The 24457-nt window shown below is 64.5% G+C and carries 20 protein-coding genes and 3 rRNA genes; 18 read left to right on the top strand and 5 right to left on the bottom strand.

Annotated elements, in window-relative coordinates; all coding sequences use genetic code 11:
- Positions 1-4 precede the first annotated feature (4 nt).
- From GON09_RS09590 to GON09_RS09560, 7 genes are all read left to right on the top strand, one after another.
- Positions 5-568, top strand: a complete 564-nt coding sequence (locus GON09_RS09590) for a F0F1 ATP synthase subunit B (RefSeq protein WP_213931591.1) — start codon at positions 5-7, stop codon at positions 566-568.
- 5 nt (positions 569-573) lie between these two features.
- Complete coding sequence (locus GON09_RS09585) at positions 574-1389, top strand: F0F1 ATP synthase subunit delta (protein WP_213931590.1); 816 nt, start codon at positions 574-576, stop codon at positions 1387-1389.
- Positions 1390-1449: 60 nt separating this feature from the next.
- Complete coding sequence (gene atpA, locus GON09_RS09580) at positions 1450-3093, top strand: F0F1 ATP synthase subunit alpha (protein WP_213931589.1); 1644 nt, start codon at positions 1450-1452, stop codon at positions 3091-3093.
- Between the two features lie 48 nt (positions 3094-3141).
- A complete protein-coding gene (locus GON09_RS09575) occupies positions 3142-4125 on the top strand; it encodes a F0F1 ATP synthase subunit gamma (RefSeq protein WP_213931588.1) in 984 nt (327 codons plus the stop codon).
- Between the two features lie 6 nt (positions 4126-4131).
- Positions 4132-5580: a F0F1 ATP synthase subunit beta gene (gene atpD / locus GON09_RS09570; protein ID WP_016692470.1), complete on the top strand. Its 1449-nt coding sequence runs from the start codon at positions 4132-4134 to the stop codon at positions 5578-5580.
- A 6-nt stretch (positions 5581-5586) separates the two neighbouring features.
- The gene (locus tag GON09_RS09565; protein ID WP_213931587.1) at positions 5587-5955 is read left to right on the top strand and encodes a F0F1 ATP synthase subunit epsilon; all 369 of its coding nucleotides are present in this window, start codon (positions 5587-5589) and stop codon (positions 5953-5955) included.
- 75 nt (positions 5956-6030) lie between these two features.
- Positions 6031-6429 (top strand): DUF2550 domain-containing protein, encoded by a 399-nt coding sequence (locus GON09_RS09560; RefSeq protein ID WP_374195300.1) that lies wholly within the window; start codon positions 6031-6033, stop codon positions 6427-6429.
- Positions 6430-6439: 10 nt separating this feature from the next.
- Here the strand turns inward: GON09_RS09560 and GON09_RS09555 are convergent, their stop codons facing one another.
- Positions 6440-7012 (bottom strand): cob(I)yrinic acid a,c-diamide adenosyltransferase, encoded by a 573-nt coding sequence (locus tag GON09_RS09555; protein WP_213931585.1) that lies wholly within the window; start codon positions 7010-7012, stop codon positions 6440-6442.
- A gap of 57 nt (positions 7013-7069) precedes the next feature.
- On the opposite strand from GON09_RS09555, the gene murA reads away from it, so the two are divergent.
- The 8 genes from murA (at position 7070) to ehuA (ending at position 17476) form a co-directional block, all read left to right on the top strand.
- Positions 7070-8350, top strand: coding sequence for a UDP-N-acetylglucosamine 1-carboxyvinyltransferase (gene murA / locus GON09_RS09550; RefSeq protein WP_213931584.1), 1281 nt, complete (start codon positions 7070-7072; stop codon positions 8348-8350).
- Between the two features lie 561 nt (positions 8351-8911).
- Positions 8912-10433: ribosomal RNA gene (locus GON09_RS09545) — 16S ribosomal RNA — on the top strand.
- A gap of 300 nt (positions 10434-10733) precedes the next feature.
- Positions 10734-13869 (top strand): 23S ribosomal RNA (locus GON09_RS09540).
- 108 nt (positions 13870-13977) lie between these two features.
- A 5S ribosomal RNA gene (rrf, locus tag GON09_RS09535) occupies positions 13978-14094 on the top strand.
- The 16S, 23S and 5S rRNA genes sit together here, the layout of an rRNA operon.
- A gap of 270 nt (positions 14095-14364) precedes the next feature.
- On the top strand, positions 14365-15258 hold the full coding sequence (ehuB, locus tag GON09_RS09530; RefSeq protein ID WP_213931583.1) for an ectoine/hydroxyectoine ABC transporter substrate-binding protein EhuB: 894 nt from the start codon (positions 14365-14367) through the stop codon (positions 15256-15258).
- 16 nt (positions 15259-15274) lie between these two features.
- Complete coding sequence (ehuC, locus tag GON09_RS09525; RefSeq protein WP_213931582.1) at positions 15275-16009, top strand: ectoine/hydroxyectoine ABC transporter permease subunit EhuC; 735 nt, start codon at positions 15275-15277, stop codon at positions 16007-16009.
- Complete coding sequence (gene ehuD, locus GON09_RS09520) at positions 16006-16650, top strand: ectoine/hydroxyectoine ABC transporter permease subunit EhuD (protein WP_213931581.1); 645 nt, start codon at positions 16006-16008, stop codon at positions 16648-16650. Before ehuC ends, ehuD begins: the two co-directional genes overlap by 4 nt.
- Before the next feature lie 61 nt (positions 16651-16711).
- The gene (gene ehuA, locus GON09_RS09515; RefSeq protein ID WP_213934379.1) at positions 16712-17476 is read left to right on the top strand and encodes an ectoine/hydroxyectoine ABC transporter ATP-binding protein EhuA; all 765 of its coding nucleotides are present in this window, start codon (positions 16712-16714) and stop codon (positions 17474-17476) included.
- 11 nt (positions 17477-17487) lie between these two features.
- Here the strand turns inward: ehuA and GON09_RS09510 are convergent, their stop codons facing one another.
- Positions 17488-19050: an adenylate/guanylate cyclase domain-containing protein gene (locus tag GON09_RS09510; RefSeq protein ID WP_213931580.1), complete on the bottom strand. Its 1563-nt coding sequence runs from the start codon at positions 19048-19050 to the stop codon at positions 17488-17490.
- A 42-nt stretch (positions 19051-19092) separates the two neighbouring features.
- Here GON09_RS09510 and nucS point away from each other — a divergent pair, with 42 nt between their 5' ends.
- Both nucS and GON09_RS09500 read left to right on the top strand, forming a co-directional pair.
- On the top strand, positions 19093-19767 hold the full coding sequence (gene nucS, locus GON09_RS09505; protein ID WP_064063275.1) for an endonuclease NucS: 675 nt from the start codon (positions 19093-19095) through the stop codon (positions 19765-19767).
- Between the two features lie 2 nt (positions 19768-19769).
- Positions 19770-20093: an ATP/GTP-binding protein gene (locus GON09_RS09500; RefSeq protein WP_213931579.1), complete on the top strand. Its 324-nt coding sequence runs from the start codon at positions 19770-19772 to the stop codon at positions 20091-20093.
- A 45-nt stretch (positions 20094-20138) separates the two neighbouring features.
- On the opposite strand, the gene GON09_RS09495 is transcribed toward GON09_RS09500, so the two are convergent.
- From GON09_RS09495 to mce, 3 genes are all read right to left on the bottom strand, one after another.
- Complete coding sequence (locus tag GON09_RS09495; RefSeq protein WP_213931578.1) at positions 20139-21194, bottom strand: MerR family transcriptional regulator; 1056 nt, start codon at positions 21192-21194, stop codon at positions 20139-20141.
- Between the two features lie 62 nt (positions 21195-21256).
- Complete coding sequence (locus GON09_RS09490) at positions 21257-22519, bottom strand: hypothetical protein (protein ID WP_213931577.1); 1263 nt, start codon at positions 22517-22519, stop codon at positions 21257-21259.
- Positions 22520-22602: 83 nt separating this feature from the next.
- Positions 22603-23088: a methylmalonyl-CoA epimerase gene (gene mce / locus GON09_RS09485; protein WP_213931576.1), complete on the bottom strand. Its 486-nt coding sequence runs from the start codon at positions 23086-23088 to the stop codon at positions 22603-22605.
- A 104-nt stretch (positions 23089-23192) separates the two neighbouring features.
- Between mce and GON09_RS09480 the strand changes: the two genes are divergently transcribed.
- The gene (locus GON09_RS09480; protein ID WP_213931575.1) at positions 23193-24383 is read left to right on the top strand and encodes an acetyl-CoA C-acetyltransferase; all 1191 of its coding nucleotides are present in this window, start codon (positions 23193-23195) and stop codon (positions 24381-24383) included.
- The last annotated feature ends 74 nt before the right edge of the window (positions 24384-24457 follow it).

Genomic DNA, 24457 nt, shown 5'->3' with positions numbered 1-24457 from the left:
CACCATGGCTGACAGCATCCTGATTCTCGCGGCAGAGGAAGGGGAGACTCCCAATCCCCTCCTCCCCGCGACATACGACATCGTCTGGTCGCTGGTCGCCCTGATCCTCGTCGGATTCGTCTTCTGGAAGTTCGTGCTTCCGATGTTCCAGAAGGTGCTCGACGAGCGTTCGGAGCTGATCGAAGGCGGCATCAAGAAGGCAGAGGAAGCTCAGGCGGAGGCTGCGGCCGCGCTCGAGCAGTACCGTAGCCAGCTCGCCGAGGCCCGCACCGAGGCGGCGCAGATCCGTGAAGAGGCCCGTGCACAGGGTCAGCAGATCATCGCCGACATGAAGGCGCAGGCCCAGGAGGAGAGCGACCGCATCGTCGCTGCCGGCCACAACCAGCTGCAGGCCCAGCGCCAGCAGATCGTGGCCGAGCTGCGCAGCGATCTCGGACGCAGCTCCGTGGATCTCGCCGAGAAGATCCTCGGTGAGACGCTCGCGGACGACGTGAAGCGTGCCGGCTCGATCGATCGGTTCCTCGACGAACTCGACTCCCTCAGCGCTGACTCTGCATCCGGAAAGTGAGCACCATGTACGCAGCAAGCCGTGAGGCACTCGCTCATACGCGTTCCGCGTTGCAGTCCGCCCTGGGCTCGGGTGCCGCGACTGCCGCTGCGGCTCAGGCCGGTTCCGAATTGTTCTCGGTGGTCGAGGCGCTCGACAGCCAGCGGGCTCTTCGGACCGCGCTGGCCGACGCCTCGGCCCCGGCTGCCGTTCGCGAGCGGCTGGCCGAGCAGGTCTTCGGCGGCAAGATTTCGGCTCAGACCCTCGCGACCGTCAAGGCCGCAGCGGGGCAGGACTGGTCGGCCCAGTCCGATCTGACGAACTCTCTCGTCCAGCTGGGTCGGGAGGCGCTGCTGAAGGCTGCGGCGGACCAGAACCAGCTCGACACCGTCGAGGACGAACTGTTCCGCCTCGGTCGCATCGTGGCCGGCAACCCCGACCTCGAGCAGACGCTCTCCGATCGCGGAACGCCGGCTTCGGCCAAGCGCGATCTGCTGACGCGCCTGCTCTACGGGAAGGTGACCGCGGTCACCGAGGCGCTGGCGGTGCACGCGGTCGGTCGGCTGAGCGAGTCTCCGGCCGGCACGTTCGACGAATTGTCGGCACTCGCAGCAGCCCAGCGGGATCGTGCCGTTGCGCATGTCCGCAGCGCGGCACCGCTCGATGCGCGGCAGGAGGAGCGGCTCTCCGCGACCCTGACCCGCATCTACGGGAAGCCTGTGACGGTGCACGTCGAGGTCGATCCCGAGCTTCTCAGTGGATTGGTCGTCCGGGTGGGCGACGAGGTCATCGACGGTAGTGCCGCGGGTCGACTCGCTGCAGTGCGCAAGAGCCTCACGTAGTCCACTACCGAACACACACATAGATCTTTTCGAAGACCAGATACCGAGAGCAGGAAGAACATGGCGGAGCTGACGATCTCCTCCGACGAGATCCGTAGCGCGATTGACAATTACACCGCGAGCTACTCCCCGGAGGCCTCCCGCGAGGAGGTCGGCGTGGTCGTCGACACCAGTGACGGCATCGCGCACATCAGCGGTCTGCCGTCGGCGATGGCCAACGAGCTGCTGGAGTTCCCCGGTGGCGTCCTCGGCGTGGCCCTCAACCTCGAGGCCACCGAGATCGGTGCCGTTATCCTGGGCGACTTCCAGACGATCGAGGAAGGCCAGGAAGTCAAGCGGACCGGCGACGTTCTGTCGGTGCCGGTGAGCGACAACTTCCTGGGCCGCGTCGTGAACCCGCTCGGTCAGCCGATCGACGGCCTCGGCGACATCCAGGCCGACGAGACCCGCGCCCTCGAGCTGCAGGCCGCGACCGTGCTGGAGCGCCAGCCGGTCGAGGAGCCGCTGCAGACCGGCATCAAGGCCATCGACGCGATGACCCCGATCGGCCGCGGCCAGCGTCAGCTCGTGATCGGCGACCGCAAGACCGGCAAGACCGCGGTCTGCATCGACGCGATCCTGAACCAGAAGGCGAACTGGGAGACCGGCGACCCGAAGCAGCAGGTCCGCTGCATCTACGTCGCGATCGGCCAGAAGGGTTCGACCATCGCGGGTGTCAAGCAGGCACTCGAGGAGAACGGCGCGATGGAGTACACCACCATCGTCGCGGCTCCCGCCTCCGACTCCGCCGGCTTCAAGTGGCTCGCCCCCTACACCGGTTCGGCCATCGGCCAGCACTGGATGTACCAGGGCAAGCACGTCCTCATCGTGTTCGACGACCTGACCAAGCAGGCCGAGGCGTACCGCGCCATCTCGCTGCTGCTGCGTCGTCCGCCGGGCCGCGAGGCGTACCCCGGCGACGTCTTCTACCTGCACTCGCGTCTGCTGGAGCGCTCCGCCAAGCTCTCCGACGAGCTCGGTGGCGGTTCGCTGACGGCCCTGCCGATCATCGAGACCAAGGCGAACGACGTGTCGGCGTACATCCCGACCAACGTCATCTCCATCACCGACGGCCAGGTCTTCCTCGAGTCCGACCTGTTCAACAAGGGTGTCCGTCCCGCCATCAACGTGGGTATCTCGGTTTCCCGAGTCGGTGGCGCCGCCCAGACCAAGGGCATGAAGAAGGTCTCCGGCTCGCTGCGTCTGGAGCTCGCGCAGTTCCGTGAGCTCGAAGGCTTCGCCGCTTTCGCCTCCGACCTCGACGCCGCGTCGAAGGCTCAGCTCGAGCGCGGTCAGCGTCTCGTCGAGCTGCTCAAGCAGGACCAGTACGCACCCATCGCGGTCGAGGACCAGATCGTGTCGATCTACCTCGCCGGCGAAGGTGTCTTCGACTCGGTTCCGGTCGGAGACGTGCGTCGCTTCGAAGCCGAGCTCCTCGAGGATCTGCACCGCAACGCCGCAGGCGTCTACGAGCAGATCGCCGGTGGCAAGGCCCTGTCGGACGAGTCCATCGAGGCTCTCCACGCCGCGACCGCCAAGTTCAAGGAGGGCTTCATCGCCTCCGACGGCAGCCGTGTCGTGAACGAGGCCGAGGCCGATGCTCTCGGTGCCGATGAGGTCGAGCAGGAGCAGGTCTCCGTCAAGCGCACCACCGTTCGCAAGTGAGCGGGGAGTCCATGACCCAGCGTCCAGTGAAGGGAGTGTGATCGACGAATGGCGAACTTGCGCGAACTGCGCTCGCGGATCAAGTCGGTCAACTCGACCAAGAAGATCACCAAGGCGCAGGAACTGATCGCGACGTCGCGTATCACGAAGGCCCAGGCCCGAGTGGCAGCGTCCAAGCCGTACGCCGAGGAGATCACCAAGGTGCTCTCCGAGCTGGCGAGTGCGTCGGCCTCGTTGGATCACCCCCTGCTCAACGAGCGTGAGAACCCCAAGCGTGCCGCAGTGCTGGTCGTGACCAGCGACCGCGGTATGGCCGGCGGTTACAACTCCAACGTCCTCAAGGAAGCCGAGGAGCTGCGTCAGCTGCTCCTCAGCGAGGGCAAGGAGCCTGTGCTGTACGTGATGGGCGGCAAGGGTCTCGGTTACTACACGTTCCGTGAGCGTGAAGTGGTCGCTGCCTGGACGGGCTTCTCGCAGGATCCTCGTTACACGGACGCCGCGAAGGCGAGCCGCCACCTGGTCGAGCTGTTCATGGCGGGATCGGGCGCCGAGGTGCCCGCCCCGAACGGCGAAGGCACCGTCGAGGGCGTCGACGAACTGCACATCGTCTACACCCGCTTCGTATCGATGCTGACGCAGACCCCCCAGGTCCGCAGGATGGCTCCGCTCGAGGTGAGCATCACCGAGGACGAGATCGACCTCGGCGAGGACATGCTCACCGACGGGCACCGAGGCACGGACACCGGGGGACCGCAGGCGGTGTACAACTTCGAGCCCGAGGCCGGAGTCCTGCTCGAGGCTCTCCTGCCGAAGTACATCAGCACGCGTATCTACGCGTCGCTGCTGGACGCGGCGGCCTCCGAGTCGGCGGCCCGTCGTACCGCCATGAAGGCCGCGACGGATAATGCCACGGAACTGGTGAACACCCTCAGCCGTCAGGCGAACCAGGCCCGCCAGGCCCAGATCACCCAGGAAATCAGCGAGATCGTCGGCGGTGCCGGTGCGCTCGCCTCGAGTGCAGGAAGTGACTGAACCACAATGACCGCAGCAGTAACCGACAACAACGCCGGTGCGGCGTCGGCCCTTGCCGGGCGCGTCGTCCGCGTCATCGGCGCCGTCGTCGACGTGGAGTTCCCGCGTGGCGCCGTGCCCGAGCTGTTCAACGCCCTGCACGCAGAGGTCACTCTGCCGTCCGTGGCGAAGACCCTGACCCTCGAGGTCGCGCAGCACCTGGGTGACAACCTGGTCCGCACGATCTCCATGCAGCCCACCGACGGCCTGGTCCGCGGTGCCCCGGTGTCCGACACGGGCAAGCCGATCTCGGTTCCCGTCGGCGACGTCGTCAAGGGCCACGTGTTCAACGCGCTGGGCGACTGCCTCGACGCGCCGGGCACCGGCCGCGACGGCGAGCAGTGGGGCATCCACCGCAAGCCCCCGGCCTTCGACCAGCTCGAGGGCAAGACCGAGATCCTCGAGACCGGCATCAAGGTCATCGACCTGCTGACCCCGTACGTCAAGGGCGGCAAGATCGGTCTGTTCGGTGGCGCCGGTGTCGGCAAGACCGTTCTGATCCAGGAGATGATCACCCGTATCGCGCGTGAGTTCTCCGGCACGTCGGTGTTCGCCGGCGTCGGTGAGCGCACCCGTGAGGGCACCGACCTCCACCTCGAGATGGAAGAGATGGGCGTCCTCCAGGACACCGCCCTCGTCTTCGGTCAGATGGACGAGCCGCCGGGAACGCGTATGCGCGTCGCCCTGTCGGCCCTGACGATGGCGGAGTACTTCCGCGACGTCCAGGGACAGGACGTGCTCCTGTTCATCGACAACATCTTCCGCTTCACGCAGGCAGGCTCGGAGGTGTCGACCCTCCTCGGCCGTATGCCGTCGGCCGTGGGTTACCAGCCCACGCTCGCGGACGAGATGGGTGAGCTCCAGGAGCGCATCACCTCGACGCGTGGCCGCTCGATCACCTCGCTGCAGGCGATCTACGTGCCCGCCGACGACTACACCGACCCCGCGCCGGCCACGACGTTCGCTCACCTCGATGCGACCACCGAGCTCTCGCGTCCGATCTCGCAGATGGGTATCTACCCCGCTGTGGACCCGCTGACGTCGACCTCGCGAATCCTCGAGCCGGGCATCGTCGGTGCCGACCACTTCCGGGTGGCCAACGAGGTCAAGCGCATCCTGCAGAAGTACAAGGAACTGCAGGACATCATCGCCATCCTCGGTATGGACGAGCTCTCCGAAGAGGACAAGGTCACGGTTGCCCGTGCCCGTCGTCTCCAGAAGTTCCTCGGCCAGAACTTCATCGTCGCCGAGAAGTTCACGGGTCAGCCGGGTTCGGTCGTGCCGCTCGCCGACACCATCGAGGCCTTCGACCGCGTGTGCAAGGGCGAGTTCGACCACCTGCCCGAGCAGGCGTTCAACAGCTGTGGTGGACTCGACGACGTCGAGGCTGCAGCCAAGAAGATCGCCGGAAAGTAGGCCACCGTGGCTGAGATGAGCGTGGACATCGTTGCCGTCGAGGAGCGTGTGTGGTCCGGATCGGCGACTCTCGTCACCGCCCAGACCACCGAGGGCGAGATCGGCATCATGCCCGGTCACGAGCCCGTGCTCGGCCAGCTCGTCGAGGGTGGCGTCGTGTCCGTCAGGACCGCGGACGGTGAGCGGATCGTCATGGCCGTCCATGGCGGATTCCTCTCGGTGACCGCGACGACGGTGACGGTGCTCGCCGAAGCCGCCGATCGCGTGGAGGACATCGACGTCGAGGCAGCCAAGTCGGCTCTGAGCGATGAGAATCGTGACGAGTCGGAGATCGCAGCGGCCCGAGGCCGCCTGCGGGCTGTCGAACGAGCCTGATCGTCGAACAACGAGAAGCCGCGACGGAGCCGACGAGCAGTGTCACCTGGATTTCTGATTCTCAATATCCTTGTGGTGCTGCTCGCGGTCTCCGTCGCGGCTTTGTTGTACCGCCTCTTCACCCTGCGCGGCGGGGGTACCGCCGCGATCCTGCGAGTGATGCCTCAGAACGAGGGTTCCGGCTGGAGGCACGGAATCGTCCGGTACGGCGACGAGACACTCGCGTTCTACAAGCTCTCGAGCCTTCGGCCCGGACCCGACGTGCGCCTGACCCGTCAGGGCATCGACGTGCGGTCGCGCCGGTCGCCGGAGAACAGCGAATTCGACATCATGACCGAGGACATCGTGATCCTCGATGTGGTCGACTGCGACAGCTCGTACGAGATCGCGCTCGACAGCGGCGCCTTGATGGCCTTCATGTCCTGGCTCGAATCCAGGCCTGACGGCCGGTCGCAGCGCCGCCGCCCCCTCTAGAGGGACTTCCTCACGCCCCCGCTCCGGGCTTCCACAGGACGTCCCCGTCCGGGTTCGCGATCCGGCACAGGATGAAGAGAAGATCCGAGAGCCTGTTCAGGTACTTCGCCGGCAAGACGTTCGTGTCGTCCGGAGCCGCATCCACCGCTGCCCACGCCGACCGTTCCGCGCGTCGCGCGACCGTCCTGGCGGTGTGCAGCAGAGCAGCCCCCGGGGTGCCACCCGGAAGAATGAACGAATCGAGCGGTTCCAGCTCTTCGTTGAACTCGTCACACCAGCTCTCGAGCCGATCGACGTACTGCTGCGTGATGCGCAGCGGCGGGTACTTCGGGTTCTCGACCACGGGGGTCGACAGATCGGCGCCGGCATCGAAGAGATCGTTCTGGATCTGCCGGAGGACCGCGACGAGCCGTTCCGGAAGCGCGCCCAATGCGAGGACCACACCGATCGCCGCGTTGGTCTCGTCGCAATCGGCGTAGGCGACCAGGCGAGGGTCGTTCTTCGAGACGCGGGAGAAGTCGCTGAGCCCCGTCGTTCCGTCGTCTCCGGTGCGCGTATAGATCCGTGTGAGGTGGACTGCCATGGGCGTCACGGTACCGGCTCTGCTCTTCCGGCGGACACGCCGTTACGCTGTGTCGTTGTGAGTGAACGCTTTCTTGTCACAGGTGGGAACCGCCTTTCCGGCGACGTCGTCGTCGGGGGTGCCAAGAACAGTGTCCTCAAGTTGATGGCCGCAGCTCTGCTCGCCGAGGGCACGACCACGATCACCAACTGCCCCGACATCCTCGACGTGCCACTGATGGCAGACGTCCTGCGCGGCCTCGGATGCGAGGTCGAACTCGAAGGCGACGCGGTCCGCATCACGACACCTGCCGAACCGGAGTATCGCGCCGACTTCGCGGCCGTGCGCCAGTTCCGGGCATCGGTCTGCGTGCTCGGTCCGCTGGTCGCCCGATGCCGTAAGGCAATCGTGGCTCTGCCCGGCGGTGATGCCATCGGCTCTCGGCCCCTCGACATGCACCAGGCGGGTCTGCGCCTGCTCGGCGCGCATTCGACGATCGAACACGGATGCGTCGTTGCCGAAGCGGACGATCTGCACGGCGCCACCATCCGCCTGGCGTTCCCCTCGGTGGGAGCGACGGAGAACATCCTGATGGCCGCGGTCCTCGCCAAGGGCGACACGACGATCGACAATGCTGCCCGCGAACCCGAGATCGTCGACCTGTGCACCATGCTCGTCCGGATGGGCGCACGGATCACCGGTGCGGGCAGTACGACGCTCCGAGTCTCGGGCGTCGCCTCGCTCCGGCCCACCGAGCACCGCTGCATCGGCGATCGGATCGTCGCGGCGACGTGGGGGATCGCGTCAGTGATGACGCGAGGCGACCTCAGCGTCCGCGGGGTGAACCCGAAGCACCTGGGGTTGGTGCTGGACAAGTTGCGCAGCGCCGGTGCCGAGGTCACGCCGCTGGCCGACGGATTCCACGTCGTGCAGAAGGAGCGGCCCCGTGCCGTCAACTTCGCGACGTTGCCGTACCCCGGATTCCCCACCGACCTGCAGCCCATGGCGATCGGATTGGCGGCAGTCGCCGACGGGACGTCGATGATCACCGAGAACGTCTTCGAAGCCAGGTTCCGGTTCGTCGAGGAGATGGTGCGTCTCGGAGCGGATGCCCGCACCGACGGACACCACGCTGTCGTGCGGGGAGTGGAGCAATTGTCGAGTGCTCCGGTGTGGGCGTCGGACATCCGTGCGGGCGCCGGACTCGTACTTGCCGGCCTCTGCGCCGACGGGGTCACGGAAGTGCACGACGTCTACCACATCGATCGTGGTTATCCGCGGTTCGTCGAGATCCTCCAGGAACTCGGCGGAACCATCGAGCGGGTGGGTGTCGAGGAAGGCCGGCTCCTGTCCCGCTAGGCGACGATCCCTGGTCGGAGGCCTGTGTCGGGCGTCACGAGAGGGGATTTCGTTCCGGCAGGCAGATTGCGGACCCGCCGACCTGGGGATTCCTTGAGGTTCACCCACTCTGACCAGGCGATTTGGCGAGCAGTTGATCCTCGCGTAACTTAATCCAGGTCAGAGCGACACGGACACCGACCCGGGCCGAAAGGAACGGGACAACGAGGTTGGACGAAGGCGCCTGAACTTGTTTACGAGTCTCCGATTCTTCTGGTAAGGTCGGTGGCCGCCCCGGAAGTTGAAAAGACTTCCGGATGGAACTTCTCACCCCGGAGTGAACGGGCCGCAAGGTTCGGGATCGATGGTGTGTGCGTGTTCTTTGAGAACTCAACAGTGTGCCGATGAATGTCAGTGCCAAATAATTTTTGGTGCGGCCATCGAATTTTGTTCGGTGGTTGTTGCTGGACATCGCATTCTTCCGTCTGCGGTGGTTCAGTGTTTTGCTAGTTTGAGTTTTTTGCTAGTGATTTGACTCTTTGGTCTTTGACTGATTGCCCTTTCGGGGGTGATTGTGAGTCTTCAACGGAGAGTTTGATCCTGGCTCAGGACGAACGCTGGCGGCGTGCTTAACACATGCAAGTCGAACGATGAAGCCCAGCTTGCTGGGTGGATTAGTGGCGAACGGGTGAGTAACACGTGGGTGATCTGCCCTGCACTTCGGGATAAGCCTGGGAAACTGGGTCTAATACCGGATATGACCTCTTGCTGCATGGTGAGGGGTGGAAAGTTTTTCGGTGCAGGATGAGCCCGCGGCCTATCAGCTTGTTGGTGGGGTAATGGCCTACCAAGGCGACGACGGGTAGCCGGCCTGAGAGGGCGACCGGCCACACTGGGACTGAGACACGGCCCAGACTCCTACGGGAGGCAGCAGTGGGGAATATTGCACAATGGGCGCAAGCCTGATGCAGCGACGCCGCGTGAGGGATGACGGCCTTCGGGTTGTAAACCTCTTTCAGCAGGGACGAAGCGCAAGTGACGGTACCTGCAGAAGAAGCACCGGCCAACTACGTGCCAGCAGCCGCGGTAATACGTAGGGTGCGAGCGTTGTCCGGAATTACTGGGCGTAAAGAGCTCGTAGGCGGTTTGTCGCGTCGTCTGTGAAAACCCGCAGCTCAACTGCGGGCTTGCAGGCGATACGGGCAGACTCGAGTACTGCAGGGGAGACTGGAATTCCTGGTGTAGCGGTGAAATGCGCAGATATCAGGAGGAACACCGGTGGCGAAGGCGGGTCTCTGGGCAGTAACTGACGCTGAGGAGCGAAAGCGTGGGTAGCGAACAGGATTAGATACCCTGGTAGTCCACGCCGTAAACGGTGGGCGCTAGGTGTGGGTTTCCTTCCACGGGATCCGTGCCGTAGCCAACGCATTAAGCGCCCCGCCTGGGGAGTACGGCCGCAAGGCTAAAACTCAAAGGAATTGACGGGGGCCCGCACAAGCGGCGGAGCATGTGGATTAATTCGATGCAACGCGAAGAACCTTACCTGGGTTTGACATGTACCGGACGACCGCAGAGATGTGGTTTCCCTTGTGGCCGGTAGACAGGTGGTGCATGGCTGTCGTCAGCTCGTGTCGTGAGATGTTGGGTTAAGTCCCGCAACGAGCGCAACCCTTGTCCTGTGTTGCCAGCACGTGATGGTGGGGACTCGCAGGAGACTGCCGGGGTCAACTCGGAGGAAGGTGGGGACGACGTCAAGTCATCATGCCCCTTATGTCCAGGGCTTCACACATGCTACAATGGTCGGTACAGAGGGCTGCGATACCGTGAGGTGGAGCGAATCCCTTAAAGCCGGTCTCAGTTCGGATCGGGGTCTGCAACTCGACCCCGTGAAGTCGGAGTCGCTAGTAATCGCAGATCAGCAACGCTGCGGTGAATACGTTCCCGGGCCTTGTACACACCGCCCGTCACGTCATGAAAGTCGGTAACACCCGAAGCCGGTGGCCTAACCCCTCGTGGGAGGGAGCCGTCGAAGGTGGGATCGGCGATTGGGACGAAGTCGTAACAAGGTAGCCGTACCGGAAGGTGCGGCTGGATCACCTCCTTTCTAAGGAGCACTTCTCCCGGCGAGGGTTCACACAGGTGAATTCCTCACGGGCAGAGACTGTTTCGTTCCCACAGGTGGAACGGCAGAAGCTCATGGGTGGAACGCTGACAAGCATCATCGCAATGTGGGAAGGCCATGTTCTTCTCCGCGGTGGTTATATCGGTGCACTGTTGGGTCCTGAGGGAACACGCGATGTGTTTTTTCAGCGACGATGTCGAAGAAAGTTCCGTTGTAACGGCGGGGTGAGTATTCGGTGTTGTGTGTTGTTTGAGAACTGCACAGTGGACGCGAGCATCTTTGTTGTAAGTGTTTATGAGCGTACGGTGGATGTCTTGGCACCAGGAGCCGATGAAGGACGTGGGAGGCTGCGATATGCCTCGGGGAGCTGTCAACCGAGCTGTGATCCGAGGATTTCCGAATGGGGAAACCCAGCACGAGTGATGTCGTGTTACCCGCATCTGAATATATAGGGTGTGTGGAGGGAACGTGGGGAAGTGAAACATCTCAGTACCCACAGGAAGAGAAAACAACATGTGATTCCGTGAGTAGTGGCGAGCGAAAGCGGATGAGGCTAAACCGAGTACATGTGATACCTGGCAGGGGTTGTGTATTCGGGGTTGTGGGGTTCGTTGTGTCGGCGCTGCCATGCCGGCCGACAGTGAGAAATCGTCGTGTTAGTCGAAGTGGTCTGGAACGGCCCGTCGTAGAGGGTGAGAATCCCGTAGACGAAAACACGGCGACTGTCGATACGAATACCCGAGTAGCACCGGGCCCGTGAAATCCGGTGTGAATCTGTCGGGACCACCCGATAAGCCTGAATACTCCCTGGTGACCGATAGCGGACAAGTACCGTGAGGGAAAGATGAAAAGTACCCCGGGAGGGGAGTGAAATAGTACCTGAAACCGTGCGCTTACAATCCGTCAGAGCCGATGCACGATTCAGTTCGTGGTGGGTGATGGCGTGCCTTTTGAAGAATGAGCCTGCGAGTTAGCGGCATGTCGCGAGGTTAACCCGTGTGGGGTAGCCGTAGCGAAAGCGAGTCCGAATAGGGCGACCTGTAGTGGCATGTTCTAGACCCGAAGCGGAGTGATCTACCCATGGCCAGGGTGAAGCGACGGTAAGACGTCGTGGAGGCCCGAACCCACTTAGGTTGAAAACTGAGGGGATGAGTTGTGGGTAGGGGTGAAAGGCCAATCAAACTCCGTGATAGCTGGTTCTCCCCGAAATGCATTTAGGTGCAGCGTCGCGTGTTTCTCACCGGAGGTAGAGCTACTGGATGGTCTAGGGGGCCCACAAGCTTACCGAAATCAGCCAAACTCCGAATGCCGGTGAGTGAGAGCGCGGCAGTGAGACTGCGGGGGATAAGCTTCGTAGTCGAGAGGGAAACAGCCCAGATCGCCGGCTAAGGCCCCTAAGCGTGTACTAAGTGGAAAAGGATGTGGGATCGCTGAGACAACCAGGAGGTTGGCTTAGAAGCAGCCACCCTTGAAAGAGTGCGTAATAGCTCACTGGTCAAGTGGTTCTGCGCCGACAATGTAGCGGGGCTCAAGTACACCGCCGAAGCCGCGGCATTCACACAACACCCACTTGTTTCTGCGGAAACTTGTGCAGTGGTGTGGATGGGTAGGGGAGCGTCGTGTGGCCGTGGAAGCGCCGGAGTGATCCAGGTGTGGAGGCCATGCGAGTGAGAATGCAGGCATGAGTAGCGAAAGACGAGTGAGAAACTCGTCCGCCGGATGACCAAGGGTTCCTGGGCCAGGTTAATCCGCCCAGGGTGAGTCGGGACCTAAGGCGAGGCCGACAGGCGTAGTCGATGGACAACGGGTTGATATTCCCGTACCCGTGTATCCGCGCCCAATGGCGAATCAGTTGTGCTAACCGTCCAAAAGTCTCCTGTGTCCCTTCGGGGGCTCGGGGGATGGCTGCACGGGACCCCGATTGTAGTAGTCAAGCGATGGGGTGACGCAGGAAGGTAGCTGGGCCAGGTGATGGAATACCTGGTGTAAGCCGGTAGGGCGAATGGTAGGCAAATCCGCCATTCACACAGCCTGAGAGGTGATGCGTACCCGTTGAGGGGAATTCAGTGATCCTATGCTGCCGAGAAAAGCCTCTAGTGAGTTGGTACACGGCCCGTACCCCAAACCGACACAGGTGGTCAGGTAGAGAATACCGAGGCGATCGAGAGAACTGTGGTTAAGGAACTCGGCAAAATGCCCCCGTAACTTCGGGAGAAGGGGGACCACGCTCGGTGACCGGACTTGCTCCGTGAGCTGGGGGTGGTCGCAGAGACCAGAGAGAAGCGACTGTTTACTAAAAACACAGGTCCGTGCGAAGTCGTAAGACGATGTATACGGACTGACGCCTGCCCGGTGCTGGAAGGTTAAGAGGACCGGTCAGCCATTTCGGTGGCGAAGCTGAGAATTTAAGCCCCAGTAAACGGCGGTGGTAACTATAACCATCCTAAGGTAGCGAAATTCCTTGTCGGGTAAGTTCCGACCTGCACGAATGGCGTAACGACTTCTCTGCTGTCTCGACCACAGACTCGGCGAAATTGCATTACGAGTAAAGATGCTCGTTACGCGCGGCAGGACGAAAAGACCCCGGGACCTTCACTATAGCTTGGTATTGGTGTTCGGTTCGGTTTGTGTAGGATAGGTGGGAGACTGTGAAGCTCATACGCCAGTATGGGTGGAGTCGTTGTTGAAATACCACTCTGATCGTATTGGACCTCTAACCTCGGACCATGATCTGGTTCAGGGACAGTGCCTGGTGGGTAGTTTAACTGGGGCGGTTGCCTCCCAAAATGTAACGGAGGCGCCCAAAGGTTCCCTCAGCCTGGTTGGCAATCAGGTGTCGAGTGCAAGTGCACAAGGGAGCTTGACTGTGAGACTGACAGGTCGAGCAGGGACGAAAGTCGGGACTAGTGATCCGGCACCGGCATGTGGAAGCGGTGTCGCTCAACGGATAAAAGGTACCCCGGGGATAACAGGCTGATCTTCCCCAAGAGTCCATATCGACGGGATGGTTTGGCACCTCGATGTCGGCTCGTCGCATCCTGGGGCTGGAGTAGGTCCCAAGGGTTGGGCTGTTCGCCCATTAAAGCGGCACGCGAGCTGGGTTTAGAACGTCGTGAGACAGTTCGGTCTCTATCCGCCGCGCGCGTTAGAAACTTGAGGAAGGCTGTCCCTAGTACGAGAGGACCGGGACGGACGAACCTCTGGTGTGCCAGTTGTCCCGCCAGGGGCATGGCTGGTTGGCTACGTTCGGAAGGGATAACCGCTGAAAGCATCTAAGCGGGAAGCCTGTTCCAAGATGAGGTTTCTCACCCCCTCGAGGGGGTAAGGCCCCCGGCAGACCACCGGGTTGATAGGCCGGAACTGGAAGCCCAGCAATGGGTGGAGGTGACCGGTACTAATAGGCCGAGGACTTACCACGAAGATGTTACGCGTCCACTGTGCGGTATCTGAAACAACACACACATCAGAACCGGAAACACCCCGCGGGGTGAACCCGGTTCGGTGCGTGGTTACTGTTTCATAGAGTTACGGCGGCCATAGCGACAGGGAAACGCCCGGTCCCATTCCGAACCCGGAAGCTAAGCCTGTCTGCGCCGATGGTACTGCACTCGACAGGGTGTGGGAGAGTAGGACACCGCCGAACACCCGTTCCGAAAGGGGACCCACAGCAGTGGGTCCCCTTTCGCGTTTCTCGAGCAAGATTCCACGTCCCGAAGCACTTTCGGGTACGGTTCGCCCGATCGTTGCTGCTTGCTTCCCGGGGATCACGACCTCGTAACAAACACGCTCTGTTCCAGGCTATGCCTACTTATGTCGGTAACGTCCGCTCATGCACGATCGCACGGTTCGTGCGGGTTCGGCGTGTGAGCGCCTGTCGGGGGCGTTCTCGTCGACGACGAGGAGGGGCGAGGCGATGACGAATCGATCGACTACGGGTACCGCCGGCAGGTTCACGGCGGTGATCGCGGGACTGGGACTCGTCGGCGCGGCCGTCACAGGATGTACGAGTGTCGAGACCGACAGCGAGGGATCGACCCTCGACCAGCTCCGGGAGGAAGGCACCGTCACCGTCGGTTTCGCCGGCGAGGCACCCTACAGCTTCATGCAGGACGGCGAGCTCACCGGTGCGACCGTCGCACTCCACCGCGAGATCTTCAAGAACCTCGGAATCGACAACGTCGAGGGTGTGGCGACGGACTTCGGTGCGCTCATCCCCGGTCTGCAAGCAGGACGCTTCGACGTCGTCAGCGCCGGTATGTCGATTCTGCCGCAGCGATGCGAACAGGCTTTGTTCAGCGAACCGGAGTTCAACTACACCACCGCACTCATGGTCCCGCAGGGCAATCCGGAACAGCTCGACGATATGCAGTCGATCGCCGAGAGCGGGGTCCGGATGGCGGTCATGACCGGCGCCATCGAAGCCGACTATGCCTCCTCGCTCGGAATCGACGCGATGCAGGTGGCGTCTCCCCAGGACGGGATGGATGCTGTCGTCAACGGACGTGCGGACGTCTTCGCGCTGACCGGCATTTCGCTCAACTGGATGAAGAAGAACAACGAGGGCGCGCCCGTCGACGTCACCGAGTCGTTCGTCGCGGAGATCGACGGTGTTCCCCAGGTGGGTGCCGGCGGAACGGTGTTCCGTAAGGAGGACACCGAACTGCGCGATGCCTACAACGAGGAACTGGCCAAGATCACGTCCGACCCGCAGAAGTACCTGTCGATCGTCGGCGAGTTCGGTTTCACGGAGGCGGAGATGCCCGATCCGGAACTGACGACCGAGATGCTCTGCGAGGGCATTTCCTGAACTCGGCTGCGTCGTCATGGATTTCGCTTCCAAGATCGAACTGCTGTGGAACTCCCTCCCGCAACTGTTCGACGGCCTTCTCGTCACCGTCGAATTAACCGTCGGGAGTGCGGTCTTCGCGTTCCTGCTGGCCGTCGCGCTCGGACTGGCGGCAGGCGCGAAGAACATCGCCCTGCGTGGTAGTGCGCGGGTGTTCATCGAGTTCTTCCGTGGCACTTCACTTCTCGTGCAGCTGTTCTGGCTTTTCTACGTCCTGCCGTTGTTCGGGTTCCGGCTCGAATCGATCGTATGCGGGATCCTCGCGCTGTCGCTCAACTACGGTGCCTACGGTGCGGAGGTGGTGCGCGGTGCGATCGCGTCGGTGCCCACACCACAACTCGAGGCAGCGACCGCACTGAATTTCGGCTACTGGCAACGCATGCGACGGGTGATCTTCCCCCAGGCATGGGCCGAGATGATCCCGCCGCTGACGAATCTGCTCATCCAGCTGCTCAAGGGAACGGCGTTGGCGAGCTATATCCTGCTGCAGGACCTCACATTCCAGATCGAGCAACTCCGTCGGGGAAGCGGCGACACCATCTTCGCGTTCGGTGTGGGTCTGGTGTTGTACTTCGTGCTCGGCTATGTGCTGACCCTGCTGATGAACGCGCTCGAGGTGCGCGCCAAGAGCCGCCTGGGGACCGGTCCGACACTGCGTGAGATCTTCGGGCTCGCCCCGGTCTTCGACCAGCCGGTGGGAGCGCGATCATGAATGTCGACTGGAGTTGGGAACGGGCGGCCGACGCGCTACCGGTGCTGCTCGAGGGATTCCGGATCACCCTGCTCGCCACGGTCCTCGGTTTCGTGGTGGCCGCGGTGCTCGGGTTGCTCGTGGCCGTCGCGCGACGCGCGCTGCCGAAGGTTCTCGCGACTGCGTTGTCCGCCGTCGTCCAGTTCATCCGGCTGACACCGCTCGTGGTGCAGTTGCTGTTCGTGTACTACCTGCTTCCTCAGTTCAGTGCGCTGCAGATCGGCATCGCGGTACTGGGGATCCACTATGCGACCTACATGGCCGAGGTGTACCGGGCGGGCATCGACGCGGTGCCGAAGGGGCAGTGGGAGGCTTGCCGTGCGCTGTCGCTGTCGCCGCTGCGCACCTGGCGCGCGGTGATTCTCCCGCAGGCCGTGCGCCGGGTCGTGCCCGCACTGGGCAACTACGCGGTGTCGCTGTTCAAGGACACCCCGTTCCTGTTCACCATCTCCGTCGTGGAGATGGTGACGGCCGCCCAGCAGTTCGGTGCGCGCAACTTCCAGTATCTCGAGCCGCTCACACTGGCCGGTCTGATCTTCCTCATCGCCAGTTACCCGACATCGTTGCTCGTCCGCCGATTGGAGCGTCGCCTTGCCTATTGAGACGAATAAGGAAGCCGGCGCGGACGGCGACTCGCTGCCGGCCGCCACGTCCGACGGTGCCATGATCCGATTCGATTCGGTCGTCAAGAGATTCGGCGATCACGTGGTCCTCGACCATCTGGACTTCACCGTCTCCCCAGGAGAGCGGGTGACGTTGATCGGTCCGAGCGGGTCCGGCAAGACGACCATCCTGCGCCTGCTCATGACCCTCGAGAGGATCGACGACGGCGTTGTGTGGGTGAAGGGCGAGCCGCTCGGCCACGAACGCAAGGGGTCACGTCTCGTCCCGGCCTCCGAGCGCTACCTCCGATCGATGCGTCGCAGTATCGGGATGGTGTTCCAACAGTTCAACCTGTTCCCCAACATGAATGTCATGGAGAACCTCACCGAGGCCCCGGTCCACGTGCTCGGCCGTAGCAAGGCCGACGCGCGCGACCGTGCGCGGGAACTGCTCGCGATGGTCGGCCTGTCCGACAAGGAGAGCGCCCATCCGACGCAACTGTCGGGTGGCCAGCAGCAACGGGTCGCCATCGCTCGTGCCCTCGCCATGGATCCGGAGATTCTGCTGCTCGACGAGGTCACCTCGGCTCTCGATCCCGAACTCGTGGCCGACGTGCTGGACGTGCTGCGGACGATTGCGGAGACGACCGACATCACGATGCTGATCGTGACGCACGAGATGCACTTCGCCCGCGACGTCTCCGATCGCGTGCTGATGTTCGATCGTGGTCGCATCGTGGAGGAGGGACCACCCGATCGCATCTTCACCAGTCCGCGGGAAGAACGCACGCGCAAGTTCCTCGACGCGGTGCTGGCGGGGGAGTGACGTCCGGGTAGTCAGGCGCAGGGATGTCGGTCTGCGCGTGGAGTCGCCAGCCGGGTCGGCTCCGAACGGCCGCGCAGGGTGATCTCCTCGCCCTCCTCCCACCGGGGACGTTCCTCGTCGGGTGCGAGCTGCACGGTGCGCGCCGACGCCGCGACACAGCCGGGAACGGTCTTCGCGAGATCCGACAGTCGTGCGGCTTCGTTGACCGGATCGCCGATCACCGTGTACTCGAAGCGTTCCTGCGCGCCGATGTTCCCGGCGACCGCGCGACCCGCCGTGACCCCGATGCCCGCACGGCACTCGGGCACTTCGTCCGCGAGGCGTCGCGCCATCCGTCTCGCGGCACGGAGAGCGGCTCCGGCGGCGTTGTCGAGGGCGACCGGCGCGCCGAAGATCGCGAGCGCCGCATCGCCCTCGAATTTGTTGACGAAGCCTTCGGCGGCGTGCACCTCTTCGACGACGACCGCGAAGAACCGGTTGAGCAAGGCCACCACCTCGGTCGGTGGGCGGCTGGCGGCCAGTGCGGTGGACCCGACGATGTCGACGAACAGCACCGCGACATCCCGTTCCTCACCGCCGAGCACACCCGGATTGGCGAGCGCCGCAGCCGCGACCTCCCGTCCGACATGTCTGCCGAACACGTCGCGCAGTTTCTCGCGTTCGCGCAGGCCCTCGGCCATCCGGTTGAATCCCGTCTGCAGTTGCCCGAGTTCGGTTCCGTCGTAGACGACGACGGCGGTGTCGAAGTCGCCCGACGCGATGCGTTGCATCCCGGCCCGCACCGATTCGATCGGCGCGATGGTCGACCGGATGGTGAGGAACATCAGCAGCGAACCGGTGAACAGGCCGAGCCCGCCGATGGCGAGGATCGTGATCGCCAGTCGCGTGGGCGTGACGGGACGGATGAAGCTGAACACCGCGATGAACAGCAGGCCCACGACGGGTACCGCGCTGCCCAGGGTCCACGCGAGCATCACCCGTCCGGTGGTGCCGGCCAGGCGCGGACGACGCGGCGTTCCGGCCTCGAGTGCGCGCGCAGCGATAGGGCGTAGCGCGAAATCGGTGAACATGTACGCGAATCCGCACACCGTGACACCGGCCAGGGTGATGGTCAGCGCTACCTTCGGGATGGTCTGTGGATCGATGATCCCGAAGCCGACGGTGAACATGATCAGCCCGATGAACCACAGCGCTCCCTGCTGGAGGGTGGTGCGCCAGGGCATCCGCAGCGCGATCCGTTGCTCCTCCGGGGTGGGAAGGCGGTCCTCCAGCGCCCAGCGCAGCCGGCGAAGCGTCGCCCGGGTGCCGAGGACCGAGCCGACCACGACGGCCGAGACCACGTAGACCGGGGCGAGGATCGCGGTGATCACGAGGAAGTCGGAGGTCAGCACGGACGGGCCCGGGATCACGACGTTGATGAGTGCGGCCACGATGAGAGCACCGACGAGATGCGTGCCGATCAGGGAGAACGTCAACAGGCTCTGGATCCTGATGCGTTGCCGTCGGATCGGTTCGGCAGGCTCTCCCAGGATCGCCGATCCGAGTGGGGCCGTACGGTGACTGCGTGCGGGCATGGTCGTTCGAGACTAGTCGAGTCGATCCTCTAGGGTGGCTGTGTGCGTCTTGTGATTGCCCGTTGCCGTGTGGACTACATCGGACGCCTGACGGCTCATCTGCCGACGGCCCGACGTCTCCTCCTCGTCAAATCCGACGGTTCGGTGAGTGTCCACGCCGACGACCGTGCCTACAAGCCCCTGAACTGGATGAGCCCACCCTGCTGGCTCGAAGAGGAATCGGCCGAGGACGCCGAGGCCCTGTGGGTGGTCACGAACAAGGCAGGCGAGCAGCTCCGGATCACTCTCGAAGAGATCGACCACGACTCGAGCCACGAACTCGGCGTCGATCCCGGTCTGATCAAGGACGGTGTCGAGGCACACCTGCAGGAACTGCTCGCCGAGCACGTCGAGACCCTCGGGACGGGTTTCACCCTCATCCGGCGCGAATACCCCACGGCGATCGGGCCCGTGGACCTGCTGTGCCGCGACGCCGACGGCGCGACCGTCGCTGTGGAGGTGAAGCGTCGCGGGGAGATCGACGGTGTGGAGCAGCTCACCCGTTATCTCGAACTGCTCAACCGGGATCCGCTGCTCGCTCCGGTCAGCGGCGTGTTCGCGGCGCAGCAGATCAAGCCGCAGGCACGAACACTGGCCACCGACCGTGGCATCCGCTGCCTCGTGCTCGACTACGAGGCGATGCGGGGCACCGAGAGCACCGAGTTCAGATTGTTCTGATCGTGCCGCGCCGCAACAGATCCCGCACCGGCCGCAAGAGCGGCGGGGCGTCCGGCGAGTCCCCGACCTATCTCGGGGCGACGGTGCGCTCCGAGAACGGACCTGCGGGAGCCGAGGGCGAGCGCTTCACCGTGCGCACCGTGCCGGGCTCGCGCGCCACGAAGCCGTACCGGTGCCCGGGATGCGATCACGAGATCGCGCCGGGAACGCCCCACGTCGTCGCCTGGCCGACCGATGCGCTCGGCGGTGCGGAGGACCGGCGGCACTGGCACAGCGGATGCTGGGCGGGACGCGGAACCCGCCGTCCTACCCGGCGCTGGTCCTAGTCCCAGCCGGTTCGCACTCGCAGGGCCGGCAAGTTCGTGCCGTGTTCAGGGGGCGCTGCGGGGCATGACGAGTGTGGTGAGATCACCGTTGTCGGCCGACCGCACCGTGACGGGCAGATCGGTGCCGCGCAGATCGAGCATCAGGTCGTCGCCGAGCGCGTGACTCCATGCCGGATACAGCGTGATCAGGTCGAACCAGATCGTCAGGTCCGGTCCGGTGGCCGTGCCGTCGAGCGGCATCTCGTACCCCTCGGGGAACACCAGGGCCGGCCGGTCGGGGGCGGTCCGCAGGCCGACCGTCTCCGGGGCCCGCTGCTCGAGAGCCCTGACGACCTGCTGTTTGCCGAGAGTGACGCGTTGCGTCACCGGCGGGAGCGATTGCATGAGGAGACGGTGGTCGGGGAACGGCTCGGTGAGCAGACGGCAGCGGAGGACGTCGCCGCCGGACGTGCGGAAGGTGACCGACCGCGCGTCCGCTTCGACGGTGACCGCCGGACTGCGACGGATTCGGGACGTTACGACACGCAGGTCGTCGCCGGCGAGCGTGCCGGTCCAGGACCGGGCTGTCGTGTCGGTGGGCACCAGCGTCCGCGTGGCGAGCCGATACCGGTCGGTGGCGGTCAACCGCACGCAACCGGATTCGGCTTCCATGTGCACGCCGTTCAGCACGGGGATGTCCGGGTCGTGACCGGTGGAGCTCGAGACTTGATCGACCGCGCCCGCGAGGACCGGCCCCGGCACTGTACAGACCACGAGGCATGATTCGGCATGGAGAGACGCCCCGAGAGTCTCGGCGGCCCGTCGGAGCCTGTCTGCCTCTGTGGTCATCCCGGCGATGTGTTCGTCGACCAGTCGCGTCGCCTCATTCACGTCGGCGGCGAAGAACTCGCCGATGACGGGCAACGGCATCCCGATCTCGCGCAATTGGCGCAGACGACAGGCGCGGTCGACCTGGGAACGGCTGTAGAACCGGTAGCCGGTCGACGGATCGACCTGCTCGGGGCGTAGCAGGCCTGCGTCGTCGTAGAACCGCAATGCACTCGCGGTCAATCCGACAAGTTCGGCGAACACACCGATCGACATCATCTCCGGGTCGGTCACCAGCCCATCATGGAGCTTCGACCGACTCGAAGGTCAATCCCCCATAAGGAGATCGACGACCGTCAGTTGCGCACCTTGCTGGCCACCGCGGGGGAGCGGCCCTGCACGCCGGCGCCGACGGTGGGCGAACGATGTGGCGCCGAGGCGTTCGGCGTACGCGGGGCGCCTTGGGCGCCGGTGCTCGACTGGCCGGCCGAGTTCGAACCCGGTCGTTCGGCCCGGTCGTCGCCGGACCGCGGGGCGTCGGCGTTCGGGATACGCACGGTCCTGTCGGTCTGCGGCAACGGCGTGGTCTTGTCGGTCTTCGCCCCGCCCGTCTTCGCCCCGCCCGTCTTCGCCCCGCCCGCCTTCGCGTCACCCGTGTCGGACTCGGCGGGTGACGGCTCCGTCGAACCATCGCTGTCCGGGACCTTCGTGTCGCGCGCGGCGCCGAGCACGGTCGTGCGGGGTTCGTCGAGGGAGATGTCCCGGTCGAGCAGCTCGCCTTCGCGGGTGATCGCTGCGAGCAGGGTGGGGACGTCGTCGAGCTGTTCGCGAACCGCGTCGAGCTGGCCGAGGATGCGTCCGCGCAGCACCCGGAGTTCCTCGGTGAGGTCGCGCGCGTTGGACACCTTCCGCTCGGACTGTTCGGTGGCCTGGGTGAGTCGCCGTTCGGCTTCCTGGGTGGCCTCCTCGAGACGACGCTCGGCTTCGGCCTTGCTCGTCCGTTCGAGTTCGTCGAGGGCGCCGAGCAGCTTGGTGCGGCGTTCGGCCATCGTGATCTCGAAATCCTGCTGCACCTGCTCGCGCTTCGCCTCGGCTTCGGCCGCGAGTCGCTCGGCCTCCGCGCGGGCCGCGGCGACGATCCGTTCGCCCTCCGCGCGCGCCGCGATCATCGTCCGCTCGTGCTCGGCCGCGAACGCGACACGGGTGTCCTCGAGTTCGGCGAGCTTCTTCTCGTAGTCGCCCCGCAGGCGGATGCCCTCCTGCTCCGCGAGCGAAATCATCTCGGCGGCGTCGGCCTCGGCGCGGGCACGCAGCTCCGACGCCTCGTCGGAGGCGAGACGCAGCATCCGCGAAATGCGGTCGCTCATACCCTCGGCGGTGGTGGGAGGCACCGACAGTCGGTCGACGTCCTTGCGGAGTTCGTCGATCTCGTTGCGGGCGTTCTCGAGCTGACGGGCCAGATCACGGGCCTGCGCGGCGGCGGCGTCGCGGTCGGTGGCGGTCACGCGCAGCTCGGCTTCGAACCGTGCGAAGTAGTTGGTCACCTCGTCGCGGTCGAAGCCCTTCCGCACGATGGAGAACGGCAGGTGACTGGGTGCGCGATCACGATCGAAGACCATGGAGACAATCTACCCGTTGGACGCGGGTACGACCCGGATGCGCTCCCGCCCCATCCGTGTTCGGGAGCGCACCGGAACGACCGTCAGTGAGCGGGGTGCGCTGCGGGCTCGACGAGCTCGACGAGGACGCCGCCCGCATCCTTCGGGTGCAGGAAGTTGATGCGTGAATCGGCGGTGCCGCGACGGGGTGCGTCGTACAGCAACCGGACGCCGCGCTCGCGCAGCGCCGTGGAGACCGCCTCGATGTCGGAGACGCGGTAGGCGAGCTGCTGCAGGCCCGGGCCGTTGCGGTCGATGAACTTCGCGATCGTGGAGTTCTCGTTCAGCGGGGCGAGCAGCTGGATCATGGTGGCCCCGTCGGGGGTCCCCGGAACAGCGAGCATCGCCTCGCGCACGCCCTGCTCCTCGTTGACTTCCTCGTGGGTGGACACGAGGCCGAGGTTCTCGGCGTACCAGGTGAGAGCGGCATCGAGATCGGGAACTGCGATTCCGACGTGGTCGATGGCGGTGACGAGCCCGGAAGCGAGAACGGACGCCGCCGGAGAGGATGTGGGAGAGGTCTCGGTCATGCTCTAGACGGTAGCGGTACCGTTGAGAGCACTCCTACCGGGATTCAGGTGAATACCCGGGTGGTGTTTTCCTATCGCATGCCGATCTTCCGGAGGAATGTCCCGTGAGCAGTTCTGTCATCGTCGCCGGAGCCCGTACGCCCATGGGGCGTCTGCAGGGTTCGCTCAAGGATTTCTCCGGTTCGGATCTCGGTGGCGTGGCGATCTCCGGTGCGCTCGAGCGCGCCGGTGTGGCTCCTGAACAGGTCGAATACGTGATCATGGGTCAGGTGCTCACCGCCGGTGCCGGTCAGATCCCGGCCCGTCAGGCGGCGGTCGCCGCCGGTATCCCGATGGACGTCCCGGCGCTGACGATCAACAAGGTGTGTCTGTCCGGTATCAACGCGATCGCGATGGCCGATCAACTGATCCGCGCGGGCGAGTTCGACGTCGTCGTCGCCGGCGGCCAGGAGTCGATGAGCCAGGCTCCGCACATGCTCGAGAAGTCCCGCGCCGGCTTCAAGTACGGCGACGTGACCCTGCGCGACCACATGGCCTACGACGGCCTGCACGACATCTTCACCGACCAGGCGATGGGCAACCTCACCGAGTCGGCCAATTCCGGCGACCGCTTCGTCTCCCGCGAGGAGCAGGACGCCTTCGCCGCCGCCTCGCATCAGAACGCCGCCCGCGCCTGGAAGAACGGGTTGTTCGACGACGAGGTCGTGCCGGTGTCGATCAAGCAGCGCAAGGGCGACCCGATCGTCTTCGCCGCCGACGAGGGCATCCGCCCCGAGACCACCGCCGAATCGCTCGGCTCGCTGCGTCCGGCCTTCTCGAAGGACGGCACCGTCACCGCCGGTTCGGCCTCGCAGATCTCCGACGGTGCCGCCGCGGTCGTCGTGATGAGCAAGGCCAAGGCCACCGAACTCGGGCTGAGCTGGATCGCCGAGATCGGCCGCCACGGCGTCGTCGCCGGACCGGACTCGACACTGCAGTCACAGCCGGCGCGCGCGATCGCCAAGGCCTGCGAGCGCGAGGGCGTCGACCCGACCGATCTCGACCTGATCGAGATCAACGAGGCGTTCGCCGCCGTCGGCATCGTCTCGGCCCGCGAGCTCGGTATCGATCCGGCGAAGGTGAACGTCAACGGCGGTGCGATCGCGCTCGGTCACCCGCTCGGCATGTCGGGCGCGCGCATCGTGCTGCACCTCGCGCTCGAGCTGAAGCGCCGCGGTGGCGGCATCGGTGCTGCCGCCCTGTGCGGTGGCGGTGGCCAGGGCGACGCCCTCATCGTCCGGGTGCCCAAGGCCTGACGTATCCCGAGAGCACGAACACGGCCCCGGCGCGTCGCGTCGGGGCCGTGATGTCTCTCACGGCACTACGGGTC

It is taken from the genome of Rhodococcus sp. B50 (assembly GCF_013602415.1).
Classification (GTDB): domain Bacteria; phylum Actinomycetota; class Actinomycetes; order Mycobacteriales; family Mycobacteriaceae; genus Rhodococcus.
Note: the sequence above shows the minus strand (reverse complement) of the source record. Positions and strands in the feature narration are given on the sequence as shown.

Bases quoted from the DNA above. Each gene is read 5' to 3' on its own strand.
- GON09_RS09575 (WP_213931588.1), top strand. From the start codon at position 3,142: ATGGCGAACTTGCGCGAACTGCGCTCGCGGATCAAGTCGGTCAACTCG.
- GON09_RS09555 (WP_213931585.1), bottom strand. From the start codon at position 7,012: ATGGCAGTCCACCTCACACGGATCTATACGCGCACCGGAGACGACGGA.
- atpA (WP_213931589.1), top strand. From the start codon at position 1,450: ATGGCGGAGCTGACGATCTCCTCCGACGAGATCCGTAGCGCGATTGAC.
- ehuB (WP_213931583.1), top strand. From the start codon at position 14,365: ATGACGAATCGATCGACTACGGGTACCGCCGGCAGGTTCACGGCGGTG.
- ehuD (WP_213931581.1), top strand. From the start codon at position 16,006: ATGAATGTCGACTGGAGTTGGGAACGGGCGGCCGACGCGCTACCGGTG.
- ehuA (WP_213934379.1), top strand. From the start codon at position 16,712: ATGATCCGATTCGATTCGGTCGTCAAGAGATTCGGCGATCACGTGGTC.
- mce (WP_213931576.1), bottom strand. From the start codon at position 23,088: ATGACCGAGACCTCTCCCACATCCTCTCCGGCGGCGTCCGTTCTCGCT.
- GON09_RS09510 (WP_213931580.1), bottom strand. From the start codon at position 19,050: ATGCCCGCACGCAGTCACCGTACGGCCCCACTCGGATCGGCGATCCTG.
- ehuC (WP_213931582.1), top strand. From the start codon at position 15,275: ATGGATTTCGCTTCCAAGATCGAACTGCTGTGGAACTCCCTCCCGCAA.
- atpD (WP_016692470.1), top strand. From the start codon at position 4,132: ATGACCGCAGCAGTAACCGACAACAACGCCGGTGCGGCGTCGGCCCTT.
- GON09_RS09585 (WP_213931590.1), top strand. From the start codon at position 574: ATGTACGCAGCAAGCCGTGAGGCACTCGCTCATACGCGTTCCGCGTTG.
- GON09_RS09590 (WP_213931591.1), top strand. From the start codon at position 5: ATGGCTGACAGCATCCTGATTCTCGCGGCAGAGGAAGGGGAGACTCCC.
- GON09_RS09490 (WP_213931577.1), bottom strand. From the start codon at position 22,519: ATGGTCTTCGATCGTGATCGCGCACCCAGTCACCTGCCGTTCTCCATC.